General features: G+C 62.3%; 22 protein-coding genes. 10 read left to right on the top strand and 12 right to left on the bottom strand.

What is annotated here, in order from left to right:
- Window positions 1-15: 15 nt before the first annotated feature.
- Window positions 16-585 (bottom strand): GNAT family N-acetyltransferase, encoded by a 570-nt coding sequence (locus tag C8K58_RS21470; RefSeq protein ID WP_027605281.1) that lies wholly within the window; start codon window positions 583-585, stop codon window positions 16-18.
- Window positions 586-661: 76 nt separating this feature from the next.
- Here C8K58_RS21470 and C8K58_RS21465 point away from each other — a divergent pair, with 76 nt between their 5' ends.
- Together C8K58_RS21465 and C8K58_RS21460 are read left to right on the top strand one after the other, a co-directional pair.
- Window positions 662-1,582: a histone deacetylase gene (locus tag C8K58_RS21465; RefSeq protein ID WP_027605280.1), complete on the top strand. Its 921-nt coding sequence runs from the start codon at window positions 662-664 to the stop codon at window positions 1,580-1,582.
- 171 nt (window positions 1,583-1,753) lie between these two features.
- Window positions 1,754-2,980: a TIGR03862 family flavoprotein gene (locus C8K58_RS21460; RefSeq protein WP_108574260.1), complete on the top strand. Its 1,227-nt coding sequence runs from the start codon at window positions 1,754-1,756 to the stop codon at window positions 2,978-2,980.
- A gap of 123 nt (window positions 2,981-3,103) precedes the next feature.
- On the opposite strand, the gene C8K58_RS21455 is transcribed toward C8K58_RS21460, so the two are convergent.
- The gene (locus C8K58_RS21455) at window positions 3,104-4,441 is read right to left on the bottom strand and encodes a DEAD/DEAH box helicase (protein WP_108574259.1); all 1,338 of its coding nucleotides are present in this window, start codon (window positions 4,439-4,441) and stop codon (window positions 3,104-3,106) included.
- A gap of 48 nt (window positions 4,442-4,489) precedes the next feature.
- Window positions 4,490-5,386, bottom strand: coding sequence for a drug/metabolite exporter YedA (yedA, locus tag C8K58_RS21450; protein ID WP_092358242.1), 897 nt, complete (start codon window positions 5,384-5,386; stop codon window positions 4,490-4,492).
- A gap of 161 nt (window positions 5,387-5,547) precedes the next feature.
- Between yedA and C8K58_RS21445 the strand changes: the two genes are divergently transcribed.
- Window positions 5,548-6,009 carry an Lrp/AsnC family transcriptional regulator gene (locus C8K58_RS21445; protein ID WP_027605276.1) on the top strand — a complete coding sequence of 154 codons (462 nt, stop codon included), beginning with the start codon at window positions 5,548-5,550 and terminating at the stop codon, window positions 6,007-6,009.
- An 86-nt stretch (window positions 6,010-6,095) separates the two neighbouring features.
- On the opposite strand, the gene C8K58_RS32755 is transcribed toward C8K58_RS21445, so the two are convergent.
- Together C8K58_RS32755 and C8K58_RS21435 are read right to left on the bottom strand one after the other, a co-directional pair.
- The gene (locus C8K58_RS32755) at window positions 6,096-6,368 is read right to left on the bottom strand and encodes an acyl carrier protein (protein WP_027605275.1); all 273 of its coding nucleotides are present in this window, start codon (window positions 6,366-6,368) and stop codon (window positions 6,096-6,098) included.
- Window positions 6,358-6,924: a hypothetical protein gene (locus C8K58_RS21435; RefSeq protein WP_027605274.1), complete on the bottom strand. Its 567-nt coding sequence runs from the start codon at window positions 6,922-6,924 to the stop codon at window positions 6,358-6,360. The genes C8K58_RS32755 and C8K58_RS21435 overlap by 11 nt, the downstream gene beginning before the upstream one ends.
- Window positions 6,925-6,979: 55 nt before the next feature.
- Here C8K58_RS21435 and C8K58_RS21430 point away from each other — a divergent pair, with 55 nt between their 5' ends.
- Complete coding sequence (locus C8K58_RS21430) at window positions 6,980-7,270, top strand: DUF6124 family protein (RefSeq protein WP_092358240.1); 291 nt, start codon at window positions 6,980-6,982, stop codon at window positions 7,268-7,270.
- A 45-nt stretch (window positions 7,271-7,315) separates the two neighbouring features.
- On the opposite strand, the gene C8K58_RS21425 is transcribed toward C8K58_RS21430, so the two are convergent.
- The 3 genes from C8K58_RS21425 to C8K58_RS21415 all read right to left on the bottom strand — a co-directional run bounded on the left by C8K58_RS21425 (window position 7,316) and on the right by C8K58_RS21415 (window position 9,311).
- Window positions 7,316-7,927, bottom strand: a complete 612-nt coding sequence (locus tag C8K58_RS21425) for a PolC-type DNA polymerase III (RefSeq protein WP_053138038.1) — start codon at window positions 7,925-7,927, stop codon at window positions 7,316-7,318.
- Window positions 7,928-7,973: 46 nt separating this feature from the next.
- A complete protein-coding gene (locus C8K58_RS21420; RefSeq protein WP_024077544.1) occupies window positions 7,974-8,450 on the bottom strand; it encodes an NYN domain-containing protein in 477 nt (158 codons plus the stop codon).
- Window positions 8,451-8,567: 117 nt separating this feature from the next.
- Window positions 8,568-9,311, bottom strand: coding sequence for a DUF2076 domain-containing protein (locus C8K58_RS21415; protein ID WP_027605272.1), 744 nt, complete (start codon window positions 9,309-9,311; stop codon window positions 8,568-8,570).
- A 180-nt stretch (window positions 9,312-9,491) separates the two neighbouring features.
- On the opposite strand from C8K58_RS21415, the gene C8K58_RS21410 reads away from it, so the two are divergent.
- Both C8K58_RS21410 and C8K58_RS21405 read left to right on the top strand, forming a co-directional pair.
- Window positions 9,492-10,151 (top strand): YciC family protein, encoded by a 660-nt coding sequence (locus tag C8K58_RS21410; RefSeq protein WP_065925008.1) that lies wholly within the window; start codon window positions 9,492-9,494, stop codon window positions 10,149-10,151.
- A 40-nt stretch (window positions 10,152-10,191) separates the two neighbouring features.
- Window positions 10,192-11,280 (top strand): endonuclease/exonuclease/phosphatase family protein, encoded by a 1,089-nt coding sequence (locus C8K58_RS21405; protein WP_027605270.1) that lies wholly within the window; start codon window positions 10,192-10,194, stop codon window positions 11,278-11,280.
- Between the two features lie 76 nt (window positions 11,281-11,356).
- On the opposite strand, the gene hrpB is transcribed toward C8K58_RS21405, so the two are convergent.
- On the bottom strand, window positions 11,357-13,867 hold the full coding sequence (gene hrpB / locus C8K58_RS21400; protein WP_108574258.1) for an ATP-dependent helicase HrpB: 2,511 nt from the start codon (window positions 13,865-13,867) through the stop codon (window positions 11,357-11,359).
- 110 nt (window positions 13,868-13,977) lie between these two features.
- On the opposite strand from hrpB, the gene C8K58_RS21395 reads away from it, so the two are divergent.
- Both C8K58_RS21395 and C8K58_RS21390 read left to right on the top strand, forming a co-directional pair.
- Window positions 13,978-14,397, top strand: a complete 420-nt coding sequence (locus tag C8K58_RS21395; protein ID WP_027605268.1) for a hypothetical protein — start codon at window positions 13,978-13,980, stop codon at window positions 14,395-14,397.
- 9 nt (window positions 14,398-14,406) lie between these two features.
- Window positions 14,407-15,300, top strand: coding sequence for a cation diffusion facilitator family transporter (locus C8K58_RS21390; protein ID WP_098480884.1), 894 nt, complete (start codon window positions 14,407-14,409; stop codon window positions 15,298-15,300).
- Here the strand turns inward: C8K58_RS21390 and C8K58_RS21385 are convergent.
- The gene (locus tag C8K58_RS21385; RefSeq protein ID WP_092358234.1) at window positions 15,297-16,334 is read right to left on the bottom strand and encodes a DUF6515 family protein; all 1,038 of its coding nucleotides are present in this window, start codon (window positions 16,332-16,334) and stop codon (window positions 15,297-15,299) included. The genes C8K58_RS21390 and C8K58_RS21385 overlap by 4 nt on opposite strands.
- A 431-nt stretch (window positions 16,335-16,765) precedes the next feature.
- Between C8K58_RS21385 and C8K58_RS21380 the strand changes: the two genes are divergently transcribed.
- Together C8K58_RS21380 and C8K58_RS21375 are read left to right on the top strand one after the other, a co-directional pair.
- Window positions 16,766-17,245, top strand: a complete 480-nt coding sequence (locus C8K58_RS21380; RefSeq protein WP_003194418.1) for an Lrp/AsnC family transcriptional regulator — start codon at window positions 16,766-16,768, stop codon at window positions 17,243-17,245.
- 228 nt (window positions 17,246-17,473) lie between these two features.
- Window positions 17,474-17,683 (top strand): DUF2788 domain-containing protein, encoded by a 210-nt coding sequence (locus tag C8K58_RS21375; RefSeq protein ID WP_025999909.1) that lies wholly within the window; start codon window positions 17,474-17,476, stop codon window positions 17,681-17,683.
- On the opposite strand, the gene C8K58_RS21370 is transcribed toward C8K58_RS21375, so the two are convergent.
- Together C8K58_RS21370 and amn are read right to left on the bottom strand one after the other, a co-directional pair.
- Window positions 17,678-18,313 (bottom strand): pseudouridine synthase, encoded by a 636-nt coding sequence (locus C8K58_RS21370; protein WP_027605265.1) that lies wholly within the window; start codon window positions 18,311-18,313, stop codon window positions 17,678-17,680. The genes C8K58_RS21375 and C8K58_RS21370 overlap by 6 nt on opposite strands.
- Before the next feature lie 71 nt (window positions 18,314-18,384).
- The gene (gene amn / locus C8K58_RS21365) at window positions 18,385-19,857 is read right to left on the bottom strand and encodes an AMP nucleosidase (RefSeq protein WP_024077553.1); all 1,473 of its coding nucleotides are present in this window, start codon (window positions 19,855-19,857) and stop codon (window positions 18,385-18,387) included.
- Between the last annotated feature and the right edge of the window lie 47 nt (window positions 19,858-19,904).

Genomic DNA, 19,904 nt, shown 5'->3' with positions numbered 1-19,904 from the left:
GGCATTCCGGGCTGCTTATCCGTGCAGCGTGTCCAACCATTGGGCGCGGGTGATGCGGTACAAAACGTGGGGGCGCAGCGGGTCATCGGCTGCGACCTTGGGGTGTGCAAAATCTGCCTGGGGATCGTAATGCATACCGATGGCCTGCATGACTTTTTGTGATGGCAGATTGGCTTGAGTGGTGAAAGCGACGATTTCGTCCAACTGCAAACGGTCGAAACCACAGCGCAGCGCGGTCCAGGCCGCCTCGCTGGCATAACCCAGGCCCCAATGCTCACGGGCCAGGCGCCAGCAGATTTCCACCGCCGGGGTAAAGTCCGCTTCGAAGCTGACGTTCTGCAACCCGGTCAGGCCGATAAACTCACCGGTGTCCTTGCGTTGCAGGGCCCACTGGCCAAAACCGTATTCGGCGAAGTGGCCGCGAATCCGGCCGATCAGGGCGGCACTTTCCAGGTGACTCAATCTGGCCGGGAAATAGCGCATCACCTGCGGGTCGGCGCACATGCGCGCAAATTCCGTCAGGTCGGCATCGCGCCATTGGCGCATGACCAGGCGCGCGCTTTCCAATTGCAATATCTCCTCCATGGGTCCCCTCCCCTTGCCATGTGCGTGAGTGTACAGCGCTGTTAAGATCCTTCGCAGATCCCCGTCAGAAAATCCCATGCCTTTGCCATTGATCTACCACGATGACTACAGCCCTGAGTTCCCGGCAGACCACCGGTTCCCCATGGACAAGTTCCGCCTGCTGCGTGACCACCTGGTGGCCAGCGGCCTGACCGAAGACAGCCAATTGCTGCGCCCGTCGCTGTGCCCGGCGGAGATTCTGGCCCTCGCCCATGAACCTGGGTATATCGAACGCTACATGAGCGGCGAGTTGTCCCGCGAAGACCAACGGCGTCTTGGCCTGCCCTGGAGCGAAGCCCTGGCCCGGCGCACCGTGCGCGCGGTCGGCGGCTCGATCCTGGCGGCGGAGCAGGCGCTGGAACATGGCCTGGCCTGCCACCTGGCGGGCGGTACCCACCACGCCCACTACGACTACCCGGCGGGCTTTTGCATCTTCAATGACCTGGCGGTGATCAGCCATTACCTGCTGGCCAGCGGCCGGGTCAACCGCGTGCTGATCTTCGACTGCGACGTGCACCAGGGCGACGGCACCGCGCGCATCCTCCACGACACGCCGGAGGCGATCACTGTGTCCCTGCACTGCGAAAAGAACTTCCCTGCGCGCAAAGCCCAGAGCGATTGGGACATCCCGCTGCCCATGGGCATGGGCGATGCCGACTACCTCACGGTGGTGGACGACGCCCTCAACTACCTGCTGCCGCTCTACCAACCGGACCTGGTGCTGTACGACGCCGGCGTCGATGTGCACAAGGATGACGCCCTCGGTTACCTCAAGCTGACAGACGCAGGCGTGGCCGCCCGCGATGAAAGCGTGATGCGCCATTGCCTGGGCCGCGACATCCCGGTGATGGGCGTGATCGGTGGCGGCTACAGCAAGGATCGCCAGGCCCTGGCCCGCCGCCACGGCATCCTGCACCACAGCGCGCAGCGGGTGTGGACGTCATCAGGGTGTCATTGAAGTGTGGGCGTTACCCACAATGCCTGTGGAACGGCCTGTGGATAACTTGAGCGTAAGCGTCTAAGAGCCCGTAGCTGTCTAGCCTGTAGGAAGCTGTACATTTTTTGATCAGGCAACGCCGCGCGCCTCGGGTAGAATGCTCGGCTTATTTCCGCGATCGTAGCCCTGCCCATGTCCGATATTTCCTCTCGACACGTCACCATCATCGGCGGCGGCCCTGCCGGGCTGATGGCCGCCGAAGTCTTGAGCCTGGCCGGGGTGCGGGTAGACCTGTACGACGGCATGCCGTCGGTGGGGCGCAAATTCCTGCTGGCCGGCGTGGGCGGCATGAACATCACCCATTCCGAAGCGTACCCGGCGTTCCTGTCGCGCTACGCCGAGCGAGCCCCGCAAATAGCACCGTTGCTGCGTGGGTTTGGTGCCGAAGCGTTGTGCGAATGGATTCATGGCCTGGGTATTCAAACCTTTGTCGGCACCTCCGGTCGCGTGTTTCCCACGGATATGAAAGCCGCCCCACTGCTGCGTGCCTGGCTCAAGCGCCTGCGCGACCAGGGCGTGGTTATCCACACCCGGCACCGTTGGGTGGGCTGGAATGCCGAGGGTGATTTACTTATCCACAGCCCGGACGGCGAAAAAGTTGTCCACAGCGATGCCGTGCTCTTGGCCTTGGGCGGCGGCAGTTGGTCGCGCCTGGGCTCCGACGGCGCCTGGCTCAAGCTGCTGGAGGATAAAGGCGTGCCTTGCGTGGCCCTGCAACCCAGCAATTGCGGCTTCGAGGTGTCGGCCTGGAGCGACTTGATGGTCAGCAAATTCGCCGGCGCACCGCTGAAAAACGTCGCCATTGGGCTGGGGGATGACAAGCCGCGACTCGGCGAATGCGTGATCACCGCCACCGGTATCGAGGGCAGTTTGATCTACGCGCTGTCGGCGCCGATTCGTGCGGCGATCAACCGTAATGGCTCGGCGACGGTGCATATCGATTTGCTGCCGAGCAAGCCATTGGACAAGGTCCAGGCCGCCTTGACCAAGCCGCGAGGTTCGCGCTCGATGAGCAAGCATTTGCACAGCCAATTGAGTTTGGATGGGGTCAAGGCGGCGCTGTTGCGAGAGTTGGCACCCGCCGAACACTTCAATGACCCGGCGCAATTGGCGGTGGCTATCAAGGCGTTGCCGCTGACAGTGGTGAAGACACGGCCGATGGATGAAGCCATCAGCACCGCAGGCGGCGTGCCCTTTGAAGCGTTGGATGAGCGGCTGATGCTCAAGCAATTGCCGGGGGTGTTTTGTGCGGGGGAGATGCTGGACTGGGAAGCGCCGACCGGCGGGTATTTGCTGACGGGGTGTTTTGCCAGTGGCAGAGCGGCTGGGCGGGGGATGTTGGAGTGGCTCAACCGCTGAGATCTGCGGTGGATTCAAAGCCGCCATCGGGGGCAAGCCCCCTCCCACAGTTTGAATGTATTCACAGATCAAAAATGTGGGAGGGGGCTTGCCCCCGATTAGGCCATCAGCCACCCCGCAAAATCACTTCTTCTTACGCGGCCCGGTATTAAACACCGGCACCTTGCGCACCGGCTTGATCGAAGGCTCCACCGGCGCCACGTCACCACTGTCCACCCACTTGCCGAGGTTGCGCTTGCCACCGCCGCCACCGGACGCCTTGGGCTTCTTCGGTTTTTTCGGCTTCTTCACCACCTGACCGCTGGCATCGGTATCCGGCACGCGGTGTTCCGGCTCGAAGTCCTGTTCCATCTTGCGGGTCAAGGTCTGGCGGGTCAGCATCTCGATGGCCGACAGCATGTTGACTTCATCGGCACACACCAGGGAAATCGCCTCACCGGTGTTGCCTGCGCGACCGGTCCGGCCGATGCGGTGGATGTAGTCTTCGGCCACGATCGGCAGGTCGAAGTTGATCACCAGCGGCAAGTCTTCAATGTCCAGGCCGCGGGCGGCGACGTCAGTGGCCACCAGGATCTGCACTTCGCTCGACTTGAAACGGTCCAGCGCACGCTGGCGAGTGGCTTGCGGCTTGTCGCCGTGGATGCCATCGGCGTTGATGCCCAGGCCCTGCAACTTATCCACCAGCGCATCCACGCCGTTACGGGTCTTGGCGAACACCAGCACCTGCTTCCAGCGGCCTTTGCGCATCAGGTGCACAAACAGCTCCGCCTTGCGCTTCTTGTCCACCGGTACTACCCATTGCTTGACGGTGTTGGCGGCGACGTTACGCGGGCTGACTTCGATGGTCAGCGGGTCGTTGAGCATCTGCCCGGCCAGCAGGCGAATGTCATCGGAGAAGGTCGCGGAGAACAGTAACGTCTGGCGCTTTTTCGGCAGCATGCGATAGATGTTCGCCAGTTCTTCGGAGAAGCCCAGGTCGAGCATGCGGTCGGCTTCGTCCAGCACCAGGGTTTGCAGCTGGTTGAGTTTCAGCGCGTTCTGGCGGAACAGGTCGATCAGGCGGCCCGGCGTGGCGACCAGGATATCGACGCCCTTGCGCAGCTTCATCATCTGCGGGTTGATGCTCACGCCGCCGTACACCGCGTAGGTGGTGAGCGGCAGGTGCTGGGCGTATTCCGCAACGCTGGCGTGAACCTGCTCGGCCAGCTCGCGGGTCGGGCACAGGATCAGCGCGCGCGCCGAGTTGGCGGCGACTTTCGGCCCTTCCAGGGTCAGCAGTTGCAGCAGCGGCACGGCGAAACCGGCGGTCTTGCCGGTGCCGGTCTGGGCCGCGGCCATCAGGTCGCGACCGGCGAGCACCGCCGGAATGGCTTGCGCCTGCACCGGCGTCGGGGTCTGGTAGCCGAGCGTCTCAAGGGCGCGCAGCAAGGGTTCGATCAGGCCAAGTGTGGCGAAAGTCATGTAGTTACCGTAGGAAAAATTCAGCGCAAGGGCGTAATGCGCGGCAGTTTACCTTATTTCCGGCTTGGGCTTTCGCCACTGGGGCAGGCTGATCAACAGCACGGCGCTGATAATCACCAGCATGGCCAGGGCCTCTTCCACACCGATGGTCTCGCCGATGAACACAATCCCCAGCAAGACTGCGACGGCGGGGTTGACGTAGGCATAGCTGGTCGCAGCTGCCGGGCGTACGTGCTTGAGCAGGTACATATAGGCGTTGAAGGCGATGATCGAGCCGAACACGGCCAGGTAAGCCAGGGCCAGCCAGCCTTCCAGCGGCGGCATGGCTTGCAGGCGCTCACCGGTCAGCGCGCTGGCGATCAACAGTGTCACCCCGGCCACCAGCATTTCTGCGGCACTGGCCATAGCGCCCGGCGGCAACGGCAGGCGCCGGCTCCACACCGAACCAAACGCCCACGACGCCGCTGCAAACAACAATAAAGCGGCGCCCATGGGGCTAGACTGCAACGTGCTGCCCATGTTGAGCATGGCGATACCGATCATGCCCAGGATCACCCCGGCCCATTCCAGCCGGGTATTGCGCGCGCCCCAGAAATACCCGCACAGCAAGGTGAACAACGGCACGGTCGCCACCGCCAGCGCCGCCACGCCGGACGACACCCCAGTGTGCTCGGCCACACTCACCGCGCCATTGCCGAAGGTCAGCAGCAAAATACCGATCTTGGCAGCAGCCTTCCACTGCTCCCAGGTCGGCGCCGGCGCCCCACGCCAACGCAAAAATCCATACATCGCCGCACCCGCCAACAAAAAGCGAATACCGCCCAGCATCAGCGGTGGCCAGTATTCAACGCCGATGCGAATCACCAGGTAGGTGGAACCCCAGATCACATACAGTGCAAAAAAGGCGGCGATCAACGGTAGGGGAAAGCGACGTGTGCCAGGCATTGGGCGGCTCGAAGGCAGAGATAAGAGAGGCTTATTCTAAAAAGGCAGGCCGTTAAACATAAGTTACAAAACCTGTTTAAACCGCCAGTACACTTTCCAAAGCATGGTTATGAGGGCTATAAATCGTGTTTTCGAAAGCCATCCCCGAGTAGAGCCTTATCATGGACAAATACGACCGCATGCTCCTCAGCGCCCTGCTCGAAGACGGCCGCGCCTCCTACGCGCAACTGGCCCGCACGGTCAACCTCTCCGCCCCCGCCGTGGCCGAACGCGTGGCCAAGCTGGAAGCCAGCGGGGTGATCACCGGGTACCAGGCCAAGGTGGATTTTTCGAAAGTGGGCTTGCCGATTCAGTGCGTGATCGAACTGCGGCTGACCAACCACGGCAACCAGAAGGTCTATGACGCACTGGCCGAAATCCCGGAGTTGACCGAATGCCACCGGGTAACGGGCGATCCGTGCGTGATCATGCAAGCGGCGGTGGGCTCGATGCCGGAGTTGGAGAGTTTGATCAATCGGCTGGCGAAGTTCGGGTTCAGCAAGACCTCGATTATTTTGTCGAGCGCGATAGAGCGACGGGTGCCGTTGGGGCAGTTGGAAACCAATGGCAAAAGTGGTGGCTGATCTACCGCCATCGGGAGCAAGCCCCCTCCCACAGTTTGATTTGTGAATACATTCAAAATGTGGGAGGGGGCTTGCTCCCGATGGCGTCAGTGGCCGCACTGCAAATTCGAGCGTTCAACGATCAAGTCAACTATCTGCTGGATGGTAGTGATGTGATCCCAATCTTCCTGGGTCGCTTGCAAGTTGAATTGCCACTTGATCTGCATGACAAAGCAGGTCAAATCATCATCAATAATCTTGAAGTCATGGATGAAGTCCGTTTGCTCCGTGACCTGGCTTCGGTCGATGAAACCGATGATATCGACGAATAGCTGAATCACCTTTTCGCTGATCTCGGCTCTAGTCGGGCTACCTTCCATTTCTTGCCTCATAGGCGCACTTACCAATACTGATTAGATCAAAGACAGCCAACCCCGCAGCAACGAAAGGAATGCCCCGTCCAATAATGCCAAATACCCGGACGGTGCCAAACGTTGCTTTCGCCATTCTGGCCACCGTGGGTTGCCTGATCAATGTACGAGGGAAAAAGCGCATTCCAATGAGACTCGCCAAGTTCGTCGTTTTGCTGGAGCCAACATGAACCCAAGTGCCCACGGCAATTTTGCTTATAGGTATGCCCGCGGCGCCAGTGAGAACCGTTGCGGCCGTCAAGCCATAGTGTTGCTGTGTACATTTCCAGAGTTCGTCAAACGTGGTGCTCGGCACCGAGGAGTCAGCATGAACGGGCTTGAGTAACTGGTAACTGGCGCCGTGGGTCCAGCCTGGCGAATTAGGTAAAACCATGACTGCCGGGCAACTTGTCATCGTGTTTCCCAAATGAAACGCCATGCTTGAAGTTGAGCCGAAATCAATGCCGTTGCCTTGGAGCTCAAACTGGCTTCGCACGATTGCTGTGTGAAGATCGCTTTCCTGCATGACGTAGTCCCTGTACGTAAATGACAGCCGGGATCTTAGGTCGCAGCGAAGGGCTATAGACGGGAGAAGGGAAAATCCAGAAAGGTCCGACAGGACAGCAAGGCTAAGCCTACCGACTATTCAGAAAGCAGATAAACGCCCTCAAGATGCCCCGCCCTTCATCCTGAATGACAACCTGAGCCTCGAAGACGCCCTCGCCCATGCGGCGGATTTGCTGCATTGCGCGGTGGGCACTGCGCACTTGTCGGGTGAGGGGATTGATGTGCAGCAGCGGGCGGTGATGCATTTGGTGGAGATGGCGAAGGGGGTGGTGGATCGGGCGTTGGAGTGTGTGCAGCCTCGATGAACGACAGATAACCGCCCCTCCCACATTTTGAACGGCGTTGTTCTGTCAGAACCCGCGATGTTTCTTCAAATGCTCATTGATCTTCGCCGCCGGCACTTTCTGCAGGGTGCACAGCAGGTCGTGGGACAGTTCGCGCAAGCCATGGGTACGCCGCAGTTCCTGGGCCAGGTGCGCCGTGAGGTTGGCGGCCATTTCCGCATCCGCCAGCGCGCGGTGGGCCTGGCCGGTGTGGGGCAGTTTCGCGTAGGTGTTGAGGGTGCCGAGCTTGTGGTTGGGCGCAGCCGGCATCAGGCGGCGGGCCAGCAGCAGGGAGCAGGCGAATTTTTGCAGGCGGGTGCGGCGGATCAGGCCGAGTTCGAAATCCCAGAACTTCTGGTCGAACGCGGCGTTGTGCGCCATCAGCGGCGTGGTGCCGACGAATTCGTTGACTTCGTTCATCACCCGCTCGGCCGGCGGGGCGCTGCGCAGCATGGCGTTGCTGATGCCGGTGAGTTGCTCGATAAAACCGGGCACGCGCACACCGGCGTTCATCAGGCTCTGGTAGCGGTCCACGATCTGGCCGCGTTCGAGGATAACCACCGCGATTTCCGTGGCCCGGCAGTGGCTGCTCGGGGTGATGCCGGTGGTTTCAAAGTCGATGACCGCTATACGTTCCAAACCTGTTCCAACTCCGTCTAACCCTTTATTTATTAAGCCGCCGTGCTTATTTGAGCAGCAACGCGCCTTCGATCGGCACGTAGCGGCTGGCGGCACGTATCAGTGAGTTGGCCGTCAGCCCCGGTACGCCGTAGGCCACGGCTTCGACGCCGTGCTTGTGGATGATGCGGTCGAGCAGCATGTCGAAATCGCCGTCACCGGAGGCCAGCACAATTTCGTCAACGTGGTCGGCGGCGTCCATGATGTCGATGGTGATGCCCACGTCCCAGTCACCCTTGGCCGAGCCGTCGCTGCGCTGGATATACGGCTTGAGTTTTACCGTGAACCCCAGGTTACGCAGGATCTGCTGGAACTGCTGCTGCTTGCTGTCACCGCGGTCGATGGCATACGCATAGGCCTCGACGATTTGCCCACGCGAGCTGATATCAGCCCACAGGGCGGCGTAGTTGAAATGGCAGCCATAGGCCTGGCGGACGGTGTAGTAGAGGTTTTGTACATCGGCGAACACTGCAATTTTCTTCACCGCACTTCCCCATGACAGCCAGGCGCCAGGGCCCGGAAAGGGTGCCAGTATGCCAGCCGCGAGAAGGTTGCCGGGAAAAATCAGACCGGGGCGGCTCAGCGCCCCGGGCCGGGAGGGTCAGACGAAGGAATCGTCGTCGCCGAAGGAAGAGGAATCGTCTGAATAGTCGCTGTCGGCAAAGCTGTCCGAGGCGTTGTCGCTGCCCCAGCTGTCATTGCCGGCGAACTTCTGGTCATCGTTGCCCCAGTTGCCGTTGTCACTGGCGGGCGCCGGCTCTTCACGGATGATTTCTTCCACCACCTGCGGCTGTTGCGAGTTGTGGTTGAACAGGCTGCTGATGCCTTCGGCCAGCAACACACCGCCGGCCACGCCGGCGGCGGTTTTCATCGCTCCACCCAAGAACCCGCTGCCAATGGGGGCGGCGGCCGGTTGCTGCGGCTGTTGATAGTTCTGTTGCGGCGCTGGCTGGCCAAAGGACGGCCGCGCCGGTTCACGCCAGCCGCCGCCGGAAGAGGCCGGAGCGCTCTGGGCCGGTTGCGGGTCACGGGAACCGCCGCCAAAGATGCTCGACAGGAAACCACCGCTGCTCGCCGGGGCCGCTTGTGCGGACTTGGCCCGCTGCAACTCATCCTGCAATTGCTGGATCTGCTGCGCCTGTTGCTTGTTCTGCGCGTCGAGACTCTTGAGCGCGTGTTCCTGAACAAGGATCGACTGGGTCATGTAGTACCCGGCGGCCGGTTGGCGAGTCATATGCTCCTTGATCCGCGCTTCGGCCTGGGCGTCGCGGGGGGCTGAGTCCGTTTCGGCTTGCTGCAACCGTGAAAACAGTCCATCGATCAGGGTTTGCTCTTCGCTGTTCATGGCGACCTCGTTAGATTGCCGGTAGAAATCGTGGCCTTGCCTGTGATCAGGCCAGGTGCTTAACCGTTATGGGGGTGTTACGAGTTGTTTCAATGGTCTTTACTCAAGGTTTACATTTGCTTACCGCTGGCCATCATCGGTTAAAGTGTTGCCCTTGCTTTCAGGCCTGCGATGAACCCGATGAATCCGTTAGACGTATTGCGTGACTCCTTCCGTTTTACCCGAGGCAACCTGGGCGCAATCGTCCAACTGTGCCTGCCATTGGTGATCCTCGAAGCCCTGTTGCAACAGCTGCTCGACCATACGCTCGGCGCGGATGCGTTCCCCGGCTACAGCGTGGTGGTGGGTTTGCTGGTGTACCCGCTGTACACCGGTGCCTTGATCCTGTTTCTCGACGCCCGCACCCGTGGCGAGTCGCCGCGCACCAAGGACATCTGGGCCATGGCCCTGACCCTGTGGCCGCGCTTCGCCCTGCTGACCGCCATGAGTACCCTCCTGATTCTGCTGGGCCTGTCGCTGTATTTCCTGCCGGGCCTGTGGCTGATGGTGGTGTTGGCGTTCGCCGAGTACCTGCTGGTATTGCGCGGCATGCCGGCACTGGAGGCGATGAAGGAGAGTTTGCGCCTGACCCGTGGGCATTTCTGGCGAATCCTGGTGTGCCTGCTGTGTGTCATGACGCCCCTGTGGCTGCTCAAGGGCGCCAGCGTCGCGGCCTATCCCAACCCCGCGCCGCTGCTGGGGCTGTTGATGGACAGCGCCCACAGCTTCCTGCAACTGTTCACCAGCGTGGTGCTGTTCCGTTTATTCATGCTGATCGGTGGCGATGCCGACGCACGGTGATATGCTCCACGCCACTCCTGAAACGCCATAAGCCGAGCCGATGACCCGTTTATTGCGCATCACCCTGCTGGGCCTGCTGATCGTCGCAGGCCTGCTGACGGCCCTGATCTACAGCCTGACCTGGCGCCCCGCCGCCAAGGAAACCCTGCCCGTCAGCTGCGTCGCGCCCCGTGCGCCAACCCTGTTGCCCGGGCAGGCGCTCAAGGTCATGACCTGGAACGTGCAATACCTGGCCGGCAAGAACTACGTGTTCTGGTACGACACCGCCGACGGCAGCGGCCCGGACGACCGCCCCACCGTAGAGGACATGGCCGCCAGCCTCGACGAAGTGGCGCGGGTGGTTCGCGATGAACAACCCGACATCCTGCTGTTGCAGGAACTCGACGAAAACGCCAAGCCTTCCCACTACCAGGACCAGCTGACGCTTTTGCAGGAGCGCCTGGTCGACCTCTACCCGTGCAGCGCCCAGGCCTTCGACTGGAAAGCCGACTTCGTGCCCGACCGGCATATCTTCGGCAGCGTCGGCCGCAAGCTGGCGACCCTGAGCCGCTACCAGATCGAACACGCCGAACGCCTGCAATTGCCGGCGCCCGAGGCCAATATCATCAGCCGCCAGTTCCAACCCAAGCCGGCCTTGCTGTTGACCTACCTGCCCCTGAGCGATGGCGGCCAACTGGCGGTGCTCAACACCCGCCTGGACGGCGACGCGCCGGGGCGCAGTGCGGTGCAGGAACAGGTGCAAACGACGGTGAAGCTGCTGGACAAGTTCGAAGGCCGTGGCACGCCCTGGCTGATCGGCGGGGATTTCAACCTGCTGCCCCTGGGGCAGTTCCTGCGTTTGGAGGCGGGTAAGCGCGGGCAGTATTCGCCGGACAGTGAGCTGCATTTACTGTGGGACAAGTACCCGATGATCCCGAGCAACAGCCAATCCAGCGGGATTGATCGTGAGAAATGGCTGACGTACTTTCCCAATGACCCGAGCATCGATGGCCCGGATCGCACCGTCGATTACCTGTTCTACAGCCCACGGATCAAGCGGGTGGAGGCGAATGTACGGCAGGAGGATACGTTGCGTATTTCCAACCATCTGCCGGTGATTGCACGGTTCCTGCTGCCCGCCGCGCAATAACCCACACAACAAGATTAATGTGGGAGGGGCGGTGCGACGATTCGACTTGCTCCCTCCCACATTTGGATCTTTGGCGTTACGACTTCCGGGGTTTGATCCGCGCGGTCGGCTCGGCTATCAGCGGATCATCCGGCCAGTAATGCTTGGGATACCTGCCCTTCAGATCCTTCTTCACTTCGGCGTAGGTACTGCGCCAGAAGTTCGCAAGATCCTGGGTCACCTGCACCGGCCGCCGTGCCGGGGACAACAGGTGCAACTTCACCACCTGGCGCCCGCCGGCAATGCGCGGGGTGTCGGCCAGGCCGAACAGTTCCTGCAAGCGCACCGCCAGGATCGGCGGCTGTTCGCTGTAGTCCAACCGCACCGATGAACCCGATGGCACCTTCACATGCTGCGGCGCCAGCTCGTCCAGGCGCTGGGGCAGCGGCCAGGGCAGCAGGTTGTGCAAGTAGCTGGAAATATCCAGGTTGGCGAAGTGACTCAGCCGCGAGACTTTGCCCAGGTAGGGCATCAGCCAGTGCTCCAGGCTGGCGAGCAAGGCGCTGTCGCTGACGTCGGGCCATTCGCTGGTGTTGCCGGCGTCCAACTGGCGCAGCAGCAGGACGCGAGATTGCCATTGGCGCAGCTCCGGGGTCCAGGGCAGCAGCTCCAGGCCTTTGCGCCGCACCAGGTTGACCAGCGCCTGGCCGCGCGCGGCTTCGTCGAGGCCGGTGAGCGGTTCGCGGCTGAGCACCAGTTCACCGACTTTGCGCTGGCGTTCGGCGCGCAGCACGCCTTCGCGCTCATCCCAGTCCAGTTGATCGACGTTGCGCACTTGTTCGGCGAGGACCGTGTCGAACAGCGCCGGATCGAAGTCCGCCGCCAGATAAATACGTTCTTCACGCTGGCCCTGGCGGCTGCCGAGGTCGGCGATCACCAGCCATGGCTGTTTCATCAGGCTGTCGGCCTCGGCGAATAATGCCGCGCGGCCATTGGCCAGGCGATATTCGGCACTTCCGGGGCGACGTTGCTGGGCGACACGGTCCGGGTAGGCCAGCGCCAGCAAGGCGCCGAGCCAGCGCGGGTGGTCGGGGTCGGCCACCGGCCGGGTCGCCTGGCCTCTCAAATAGCCACGGTATTGCCGCGCCAGTTGCTTGGCGCGTTGCACGCCGCCTTGAGTACCGCGCGCACGCTCTTCACCGGACATCAGCGCCAGGCGGCTGTGCAAATCCGCGCCGCCGCCGCGCAAAATATCGCGCTCGCCCAACAGTGCCGCGACATCACAGGCCGTGGCCGCCAGCCCCAGGTCCTGCCCGCGCAGCAACAAATGGGCGATACGTGGATGGGCCGGCAGCTCGGCCATCTTCTGGCCATGTGCCGTGAGTTTTTCGTCATTCAAGGCCCCGAGGCGCACCAGCAAATCCTGGGCCTGGGCATAGGCGGCGGTGGGTGGCACATCGAGCCACACGAGCTGTGGGGGCGTGACGCCCCAGCGTGCCAGTTGCAAGGCCAGGCCGGCGAGGTCGGCGGCGAGGATTTCCGCACTGCCATACGCGGCCAGCCCTTCATGCTGGTCTTCGGACCACAACCGATAACATACCCCCGGCTCCAAGCGCCCGGCCCGGCCCGCACGCTGGGTAGCGCTGGCGCGGGAGATGCGCTGAGTATCGAGGCGGGTCATGCCGCTGCCGGGGTCGAAACGCGGCACCCGCGCCAACCCGGCATCGATCACCACACGCACGCCGTTGATGGTCAGGCTGGTCTCGGCGATGTTGGTGGCGAGCACCACTTTGCGTTTACCGGCCGGTGCCGGATCGATGGCCGCACGCTGGGCGTTGAGGTCCAGCTCGCCATGCAGCGGGCAGAGCAACACGTCAGGGCTGTGCCCCAGGGCGTCGGCCAGTTGCTGGTTGACCCGGCGAATTTCCGCCTGGCCCGGCAGGAACACCAGCACGCTGCCGGTTTCATCGTGCAGGGCTTCGAGAATGGTTTGCACCACGCGCGGCTCGATGAATTCACCGGCCTGGTACGGCCGCCCCCAGCGCATCTGCACCGGGAACATGCGCCCCTCGCTGCGCAGGATCGGCGCGTCATCCAGCAGGCTGGCGAGGCGCTCGCCTTCGAGGGTGGCGGACATCAGCAGGATTTTCAGCGGTTGCTCGTCGCGAAACAGGTCGCGGCCGTTCAGGCTCAGGGCCAGTGCCAGGTCGGCGTCGAGGCTGCGCTCGTGGAATTCGTCGAAGATCAGCAGACCGACACCGTCCAGTGCCGGATCGTCCTGCAAACGACGGGTGAGGATGCCTTCGGTGACCACTTCGATGCGCGTGTTGGGCCCGACCTTGCTGTCGAGACGGATGCGATAGCCGACGGTTTCACCGACTTTCTCCCCCAGTTCGCTGGCCAGGCGTTCCGCGGCGGCGCGGGCGGCCAGGCGCCGGGGTTCGAGCATCAGGATGGTCTGCCCGGCCAGCCAGGGCTCATTCAACAAGGCCAAGGGCACGCGGGTGGTTTTACCGGCGCCGGGCGGCGCTTCCAGCACGGCTTCATGGCGATTCGCCAAGGCGTCACGCAGGGCGGGTAAAACATCATCGATCGGCAACGAATTCATACTGGCTCCAAAGCAGAGCGGCGAGTATAACGGCGAACTGCCGGATGCCGACGCTGGTCTCAATGGCAGTGCTATATAGTCCCGTATCAACCGTGTTCAGGAGAGTCTCCATGCGTATCGCTTCCCGTGTCATCGGCGGTGTCCTCGCCGTCACCCTGCTGAGCCAACTCACCGCCTGCGGGTCGATTTTCTACCCCGACCGCCGTGGCCAGATCGATGGCAAGATCGACCCGACCATTGCCGTGCTCGATGCCGTGGGCCTGTTGTTCTACGTGATCCCTGGCCTGATCGCGTTCGGCGTCGACTTCGCCACGGGCGCGATCTATTTCGAACCCGGCAAGACTGCCCAGGTTGACCCGGAAAAACTCCACGAAGCCATCGGCGCCGACGGCAAGGTCGACAACGCCAAGCTGCAAAGCATCATCCAGAAGGAAACCGGCCGCACCCTGCCGCTGGACGACCCACGCATGATCCAGTTCAAGGGCAGCGTGCAACAACTTGCGCTCCTGGGCCTGCAACCCGCCGCCTAAGGATCGTTTATGACCAGCAGTCCCGAACACGCCCGGCTATTGCGCCTGGCCACCCGCGCCTCGGTGGGTGTGGCCTGTGCGCTGATCGTTACAAAGGCCATCGCCTGGTGGCTCAGCGGCTCGGTGAGCATGCTCGCCGGGTTGACCGATTCACTGCTCGATGGCGTGACCTCGCTGCTGAACCTGCTGGCCGTGCATTACGCCCTGCGCCCTGCCGATGACGATCACCGTTACGGCCATGGCAAGGCGGAGTCGCTGGCGGGCATGGCCCAGGCGTTGTTCATTGGTGGCAGTGCGGTGTTGATCGCCTTGCAGGCCTACGAGCGCCTGCAGCATCCGGAACCGGTCGGCGCGCCGTGGCTGAGCATTGGGGTGATCGTGTTTTCCCTGGCACTGACCGTGGCGCTGCTGATGCTGCAACACCGGGTTGTGCGCGAAACCGGCTCCAATGCCGTGCGGGCGGACTCGTTGCACTACCGCTCGGACCTGCTGCTCAACGGCAGCATCCTGGTGGCGCTGGTGCTGGCGGGCATGGGCTTTCATCAGGTCGACGCCTGGTTCGGCCTGGGCATCGCCGCCTACATTTTGTGGAGCGCGATCCAGATCGCCAGGGAAAGCTTTGCGGTGTTGATGGACGAGGAACTGCCGCCGGACGTCAGCCAGCACATGCTAGAACTGGCGCGAAGCGTACCGGGGGTGTTGGGTGCCCATGACCTGCGCACGCGCATCTCCGGCAACCACTGGTTCGTGCAGTTGCACCTGGAACTGCCGGGGGAGCTGACGCTGTCAGTGGCCCACGGCATCAGCGACCAGGCCGCCGATGCCATTCACGCAGCCTACCCGCGCGCCGAAGTGCTGGTGCACGCCGACCCACGGGAAGTGGTCACGGGCGCCAAGGCCTAGTACTGCACCTGATACCCGCGACTGCTCAGGCAGTTGCCCTGGGCCTGGCGGTAGGTTTGCACCACCGCCGGGTCAGGCGCGTAGGTGACCGCCTGCGGGTCGAAGCCGCTTTGTTGCACCGCCCAGCGATAACAGTCGTAACCGTCCTGCTGCACTTGCGCCGGTGACTGCCCGTTGGCGGGATAGGCCACCACGTCATAGCCATTGCCTTGGGGTGCTGGCTGCGGTGCCGGCACTTGCGTCGGCGGTTGTACCACTACGTATTGCTGGGTGCTTTGTTCGTAGGCGTAGTAGGCGCCAGCGGCCAGGAACAGCAGCGAGCCACCTACCCACACTTCGCGCGCATAGTCCGGCAGGTAATGCACGCGGATGCCATACGGCGGCGCCACGACCACATAGCGCGGGCCTTGGGGGCGGTACCAGTAGCCGCCAGAGAAGAAGTAATCCTGGCCACGGTACGGCACCCGGTAGTTGCGGTCGGGGAAGCGGTCGACGACATAGCCAGGCCGATACTGGGGGCCGGGGCCCCAGCCGTTGCCATGGCCGTCGGGGCGACCTGGCCAGCGGTTATCGTTGGGATGCCCGTTGTAGCCAGGCCGCGAACCTGGGCCGCCGGCCTCCCAATTGCGGTTGTCGTCGTTGCGTCGAGGAATGTCACGATAGTAACCCTGACGCGGTTCCTGGGTCTGGCGCACGGTATCGGGGCGACTCTGGATCGGCAGGTTGTTCGCAGGCTGCGGGGCTGGCCGAGGCTGTTCGGCACCTTGCGGGCGACCTTGCCACTGCCCGCCACCGTGGGGCGGTTGCTCGGCGCGATCAAAATGCGGGTTCTGTGGACGTGGCTGATTATTTTCCGGCCGGGGTTGATTGTTCTGTGGACGCGGCTGGTTATTCTGCGGGCGCGGCTGTTCGTTACCCTCCGGCCCTCTTTCATGCTGGCCGCCACCCTCAGGGCGCGGCTCGTCGGCCATCACTTGCGTGCCGACGGTGACCATCAGCAAACCTACACCTGCCATATGCCAGATGCGCTTCATGCTATTCCTCACTGCGGATAAGGGCCTGGAAGGTCCGGCCTCATAGATGAGACTGGAAAAGCCCCGCCCGGTTCTGAGACAGGTTATCAGTCACAGGAACAATTTTCTTAAGGCAAAAGAAAAGGGGTGACCCGTCGGCCACCCCTTGAGAACTTCGTCCATGCTCAACGCTTTTGACGTTGGCTCACCTCACGCCGTCTTGTGGACAGTGTGCAGCCTGGAGGCCGGCTCGACCCTGCTGGGGTGGCGGCCGCAGCCAGCCTGATTGGGCGAGCTGCTGTGGACTGTTGTCCAGGCGGTGATTCTGTTGATAACGATACAGGCCAGCGCCGGGCAGATGATTGCGAAGATTGCGTCAATAAACAGTGCTTGCGCAATTTTTAACCCTTCATGGATAATTCACCGCAATAGTTACGACAAAGGCCAACCCAATGAGCAAGCTTGACCGATACGACCTGAGTATTTTGGCGGAATTGCAGCGCGACGCGAGGATCTCCAACCAGGAGTTGGCCGAGCGTATCGGCCTGTCGCCTTCGCCCTGCTCGCGCCGGGTCAAGCAGTTGGAGGACGACGGCTACATCGCACGCCAGGTCGCCCTGCTCGACCGCAAGATGCTCGGCCTGAGCCTCACCGCCTATGTGCTGATCGGCATGGACCGCCACACCCCCGAGCGTTTCGAGAACTTCGAAGCAGCCATCCGCACCCTGCCCCAGGTGCTGGAATGCAGCTTGGTGACGGGGATGGATGCGGACTATCAGTTGAAAGTGGTGGTGCCGGACATGGACCACTATCAGAAACTGCTGCTGGGCCACCTCACCCGGATCGAAGGCGTGACCAGCGTGCGCTCGAGCTTTGTGCTCAACCAGGTGCTCAACAGCACCGAGCTGCCGCTGACCCACCTGCGCACCTGATCTCCTGAACAATGAAGATCAAATGTCGGAGGGGGCTTGCCCCCGATGGAGTATCAGTCACCAGATACACAGCCTGACACACCGCTATCGGGGGGCAAGCCCCCTCCCACATTTGGCCTGTGTTTCAACAGTGAAGTCTGCGTGCGACGCACCGACGCAGGTCAATGTTGCGCCTGTAACGCTGCCGTATACTTGCCGCCTGCCCCGTTGGAAGAGCCCATGAACAACATCGACCCCGCCCTGTTCGAAGAATGGATGATGACCGGCCTGGTCACTATCCTGATCATTTTCATGGGCTTTATCGTCTGGGACCTGGCGAAAAAATCCAAGGCCGGGCGCTTTGGTTCGTTCATCCTGTTTTTCGTACTGGGCCTGGGCGTGGCCGCGTTCATCATCAAGAGCGTGGTGATCGGCCTGATCGAATCCGGCGCTTTATAAACGCGCCGGCACTTCCTTCCATTGGCCTTGGTCCAGGCCGTCGATTGTCCAATCGCCAATACGCACCCGCACCAGGCGCAAGGTCGGCAGGCCCACGGCGGCGGTCATGCGCCGAACCTGGCGGTTACGCCCCTCTCGAATCACCAGTTCAAGCCAGTACGTCGGTAGGTTTTTGCGAAAGCGCACCGGCGGGTTGCGCGGCCATAACGCCGGTTCATCCAGACGCCGGGCCTCGGCGGGCAAGGTTTTGCCGTCGTTGAGTTCCACCCCGTCACGCAGGCGTTGCAGCAATGCTTCGGTGGGTTCGCCTTCCACCTGCACCCAGTAGGTTTTCGCCAGCTTGTGCTTGGGATCGGCAATACGCGCCTGCAACTGGCCGTCGTTGGTCAGCAGCAACAGGCCTTCGCTGTCACGGTCCAGGCGGCCTGCCGGGTAGATGCCGGGGATGTCGATAAAGTCCTTGAGCGTCGCGCGCCCGCCTTCGTCGCTGAACTGGGTCAGCACATCGAAGGGTTTATTGAACAGCACCAACTTCGGCTCGGCCGGCGGCGCCTTGGCGACACGGCGCGCGGCAGAATACGGAGGTTTCACGCCAGGGCGGCGCGAATCGGGACGGGTGGGACGGGACATGGCAAAGGAACATCTAACGGTCAGGACCGACAATGCTAGTGGCCTGACCGCTAAATGACCATCCCAACCGCTTAGCGGAACGGCGGCTCGTCGAAGCTGCGCAGTTTGCGCGAGTGCAACGAGTTGAGTTCGGTGCGCAACAGGTCCACCGCCTCGATGCCGATCTTCAAGTGCTGGCTGACCGCACGTTCGTAGAACGCGTTGGCCGAACCCGGCAGCTTGATCTCGCTGTGCAGCGGCTTGTCCGACACACACAGCAAGGTGCCGTAGGGTACGCGCAAGCGGTAGCCCTGGGCGGCGATGGTGCCGCTTTCCATGTCCACCGCCACGGCGCGGGACAGGTTGATCAACGGCCGCTCCTGGGCCCAGCGCAGTTCCCAGTTGCGGTCGTCGTAGGTCAGCACGGTGCCGGTACGCAGGCGTTTTTTCAGTTCTTCGCCTTTCTCACCGGTGACATTCGCCGCCGCCTGCTGCAAGGCCATCTGCACTTCGGCCAGGGCGGGGATCGGGATGTTCGGCGGTACCACCCGGTCGAGAATCCCATCGCGGCGCATATAGGCGTGGGCCAGTACGTAGTCGCCGATGGTCTGGGATTGGCGCAGGCCGCCACAGTGGCCAATCATCAGCCAGCAATGCGGACGCAGCACCGCCAGGTGGTCGGTGATGTTCTTGGCGTTGGACGGGCCGACACCGATGTTCACCAGAGTCACGCCGTGGCCATCGCTGGCCTGCAGGTGATAGGCCGGCATCTGGTAGCGGTGCCACACTACGCCGGCGGCAATCGCCGAGGCTTCGCCGTGGTCCATGCTCTTGTCGATGATGACGTTGCCCGGCAGCACCATGCGGATAAAACGCGGGTCGCTGCGCAGTTGTTCCAGGCCATGCAGGATGAACTGGTCGACATAGCGGTGGTAGTTGGTCAGCAGGATCCACGGCTGCACATGGCGCCAGTCGCTGCCGGTGTAATGCACCAGCCGACGCAGGGAAAAGTCCACGCGCGCCGCATCGAACAGCGCCAGGGGCAGCGGGTCGGTGTTTTCCCAGTCGTAGAGGCCATCGGCGATGCCATCGGTGGCGGCCGACAGGTCGGTGCTGGGGAACACGCGCGCCAAGGTCGCTGCGGTCACTCCGGAGCCGGCCAGTTCGTCGCCCTGCTCCACCACGTACGGATAAGGAATGTTCTGCTGGCTGACGCCCACTTCCACGGTCACGGTGAAGTCGTGCATCAGCGGCACCAGTTGTTCCAGCAAATACTTACGGAACGCCGCCGGATGCGTGACGGTTACGCTGTAGGTCCCGGGTAACTGGACCTTGGCATACGCCCGGGTAGTCTGTGGGACTTCGCCGTGGCAGTGGTAAGTCAGGCGCAGTTCCGGGTAGCGAAACAGCGCGCGTTGTTCGGCGTCGGGTTCGACGCGGTCCTTGAGGTATTGCTTGAGGGCTTGATTGAGCGCGCCGGTAGCCCGCTCATGCAGGGCCGCCAGCCGATCCACGGCCTCTTCGGCGGTTTGAACGACAACAAAAGCTTCGGTCACGGTAAGCATCCTGTGTTCTGACTTGCAGGCCTTTATCTTGCCTGTATCCCTGTCAG

This window comes from Pseudomonas sp. GV047 (assembly GCF_003058245.1).
In the GTDB taxonomy this organism is placed as follows: domain Bacteria; phylum Pseudomonadota; class Gammaproteobacteria; order Pseudomonadales; family Pseudomonadaceae; genus Aquipseudomonas; species Aquipseudomonas marginalis.
This window is presented reverse-complemented; position numbering and strand designations above follow the sequence as displayed.

Excerpts from the sequence above, each read along its gene's own strand:
- C8K58_RS21470 (WP_027605281.1), bottom strand. The coding sequence starts at position 585 with ATGGAGGAGATATTGCAATTGGAAAGCGCGCGCCTGGTCATGCGCCAA.
- C8K58_RS21465 (WP_027605280.1), top strand. The coding sequence starts at position 662 with ATGCCTTTGCCATTGATCTACCACGATGACTACAGCCCTGAGTTCCCG.
- C8K58_RS21460 (WP_108574260.1), top strand. The coding sequence starts at position 1,754 with ATGTCCGATATTTCCTCTCGACACGTCACCATCATCGGCGGCGGCCCT.
- C8K58_RS21455 (WP_108574259.1), bottom strand. The coding sequence starts at position 4,441 with ATGACTTTCGCCACACTTGGCCTGATCGAACCCTTGCTGCGCGCCCTT.
- yedA (WP_092358242.1), bottom strand. The coding sequence starts at position 5,386 with ATGCCTGGCACACGTCGCTTTCCCCTACCGTTGATCGCCGCCTTTTTT.
- C8K58_RS21445 (WP_027605276.1), top strand. The coding sequence starts at position 5,548 with ATGGACAAATACGACCGCATGCTCCTCAGCGCCCTGCTCGAAGACGGC.
- C8K58_RS32755 (WP_027605275.1), bottom strand. The coding sequence starts at position 6,368 with ATGGAAGGTAGCCCGACTAGAGCCGAGATCAGCGAAAAGGTGATTCAG.
- C8K58_RS21435 (WP_027605274.1), bottom strand. The coding sequence starts at position 6,924 with ATGCAGGAAAGCGATCTTCACACAGCAATCGTGCGAAGCCAGTTTGAG.
- C8K58_RS21415 (WP_027605272.1), bottom strand. The coding sequence starts at position 9,311 with ATGAACAGCGAAGAGCAAACCCTGATCGATGGACTGTTTTCACGGTTG.
- C8K58_RS21410 (WP_065925008.1), top strand. The coding sequence starts at position 9,492 with ATGAATCCGTTAGACGTATTGCGTGACTCCTTCCGTTTTACCCGAGGC.
- C8K58_RS21405 (WP_027605270.1), top strand. The coding sequence starts at position 10,192 with ATGACCCGTTTATTGCGCATCACCCTGCTGGGCCTGCTGATCGTCGCA.
- hrpB (WP_108574258.1), bottom strand. The coding sequence starts at position 13,867 with ATGAATTCGTTGCCGATCGATGATGTTTTACCCGCCCTGCGTGACGCC.
- C8K58_RS21395 (WP_027605268.1), top strand. The coding sequence starts at position 13,978 with ATGCGTATCGCTTCCCGTGTCATCGGCGGTGTCCTCGCCGTCACCCTG.
- C8K58_RS21390 (WP_098480884.1), top strand. The coding sequence starts at position 14,407 with ATGACCAGCAGTCCCGAACACGCCCGGCTATTGCGCCTGGCCACCCGC.
- C8K58_RS21385 (WP_092358234.1), bottom strand. The coding sequence starts at position 16,334 with ATGAAGCGCATCTGGCATATGGCAGGTGTAGGTTTGCTGATGGTCACC.
- C8K58_RS21380 (WP_003194418.1), top strand. The coding sequence starts at position 16,766 with ATGAGCAAGCTTGACCGATACGACCTGAGTATTTTGGCGGAATTGCAG.
- C8K58_RS21370 (WP_027605265.1), bottom strand. The coding sequence starts at position 18,313 with ATGTCCCGTCCCACCCGTCCCGATTCGCGCCGCCCTGGCGTGAAACCT.
- amn (WP_024077553.1), bottom strand. The coding sequence starts at position 19,857 with ATGCTTACCGTGACCGAAGCTTTTGTTGTCGTTCAAACCGCCGAAGAG.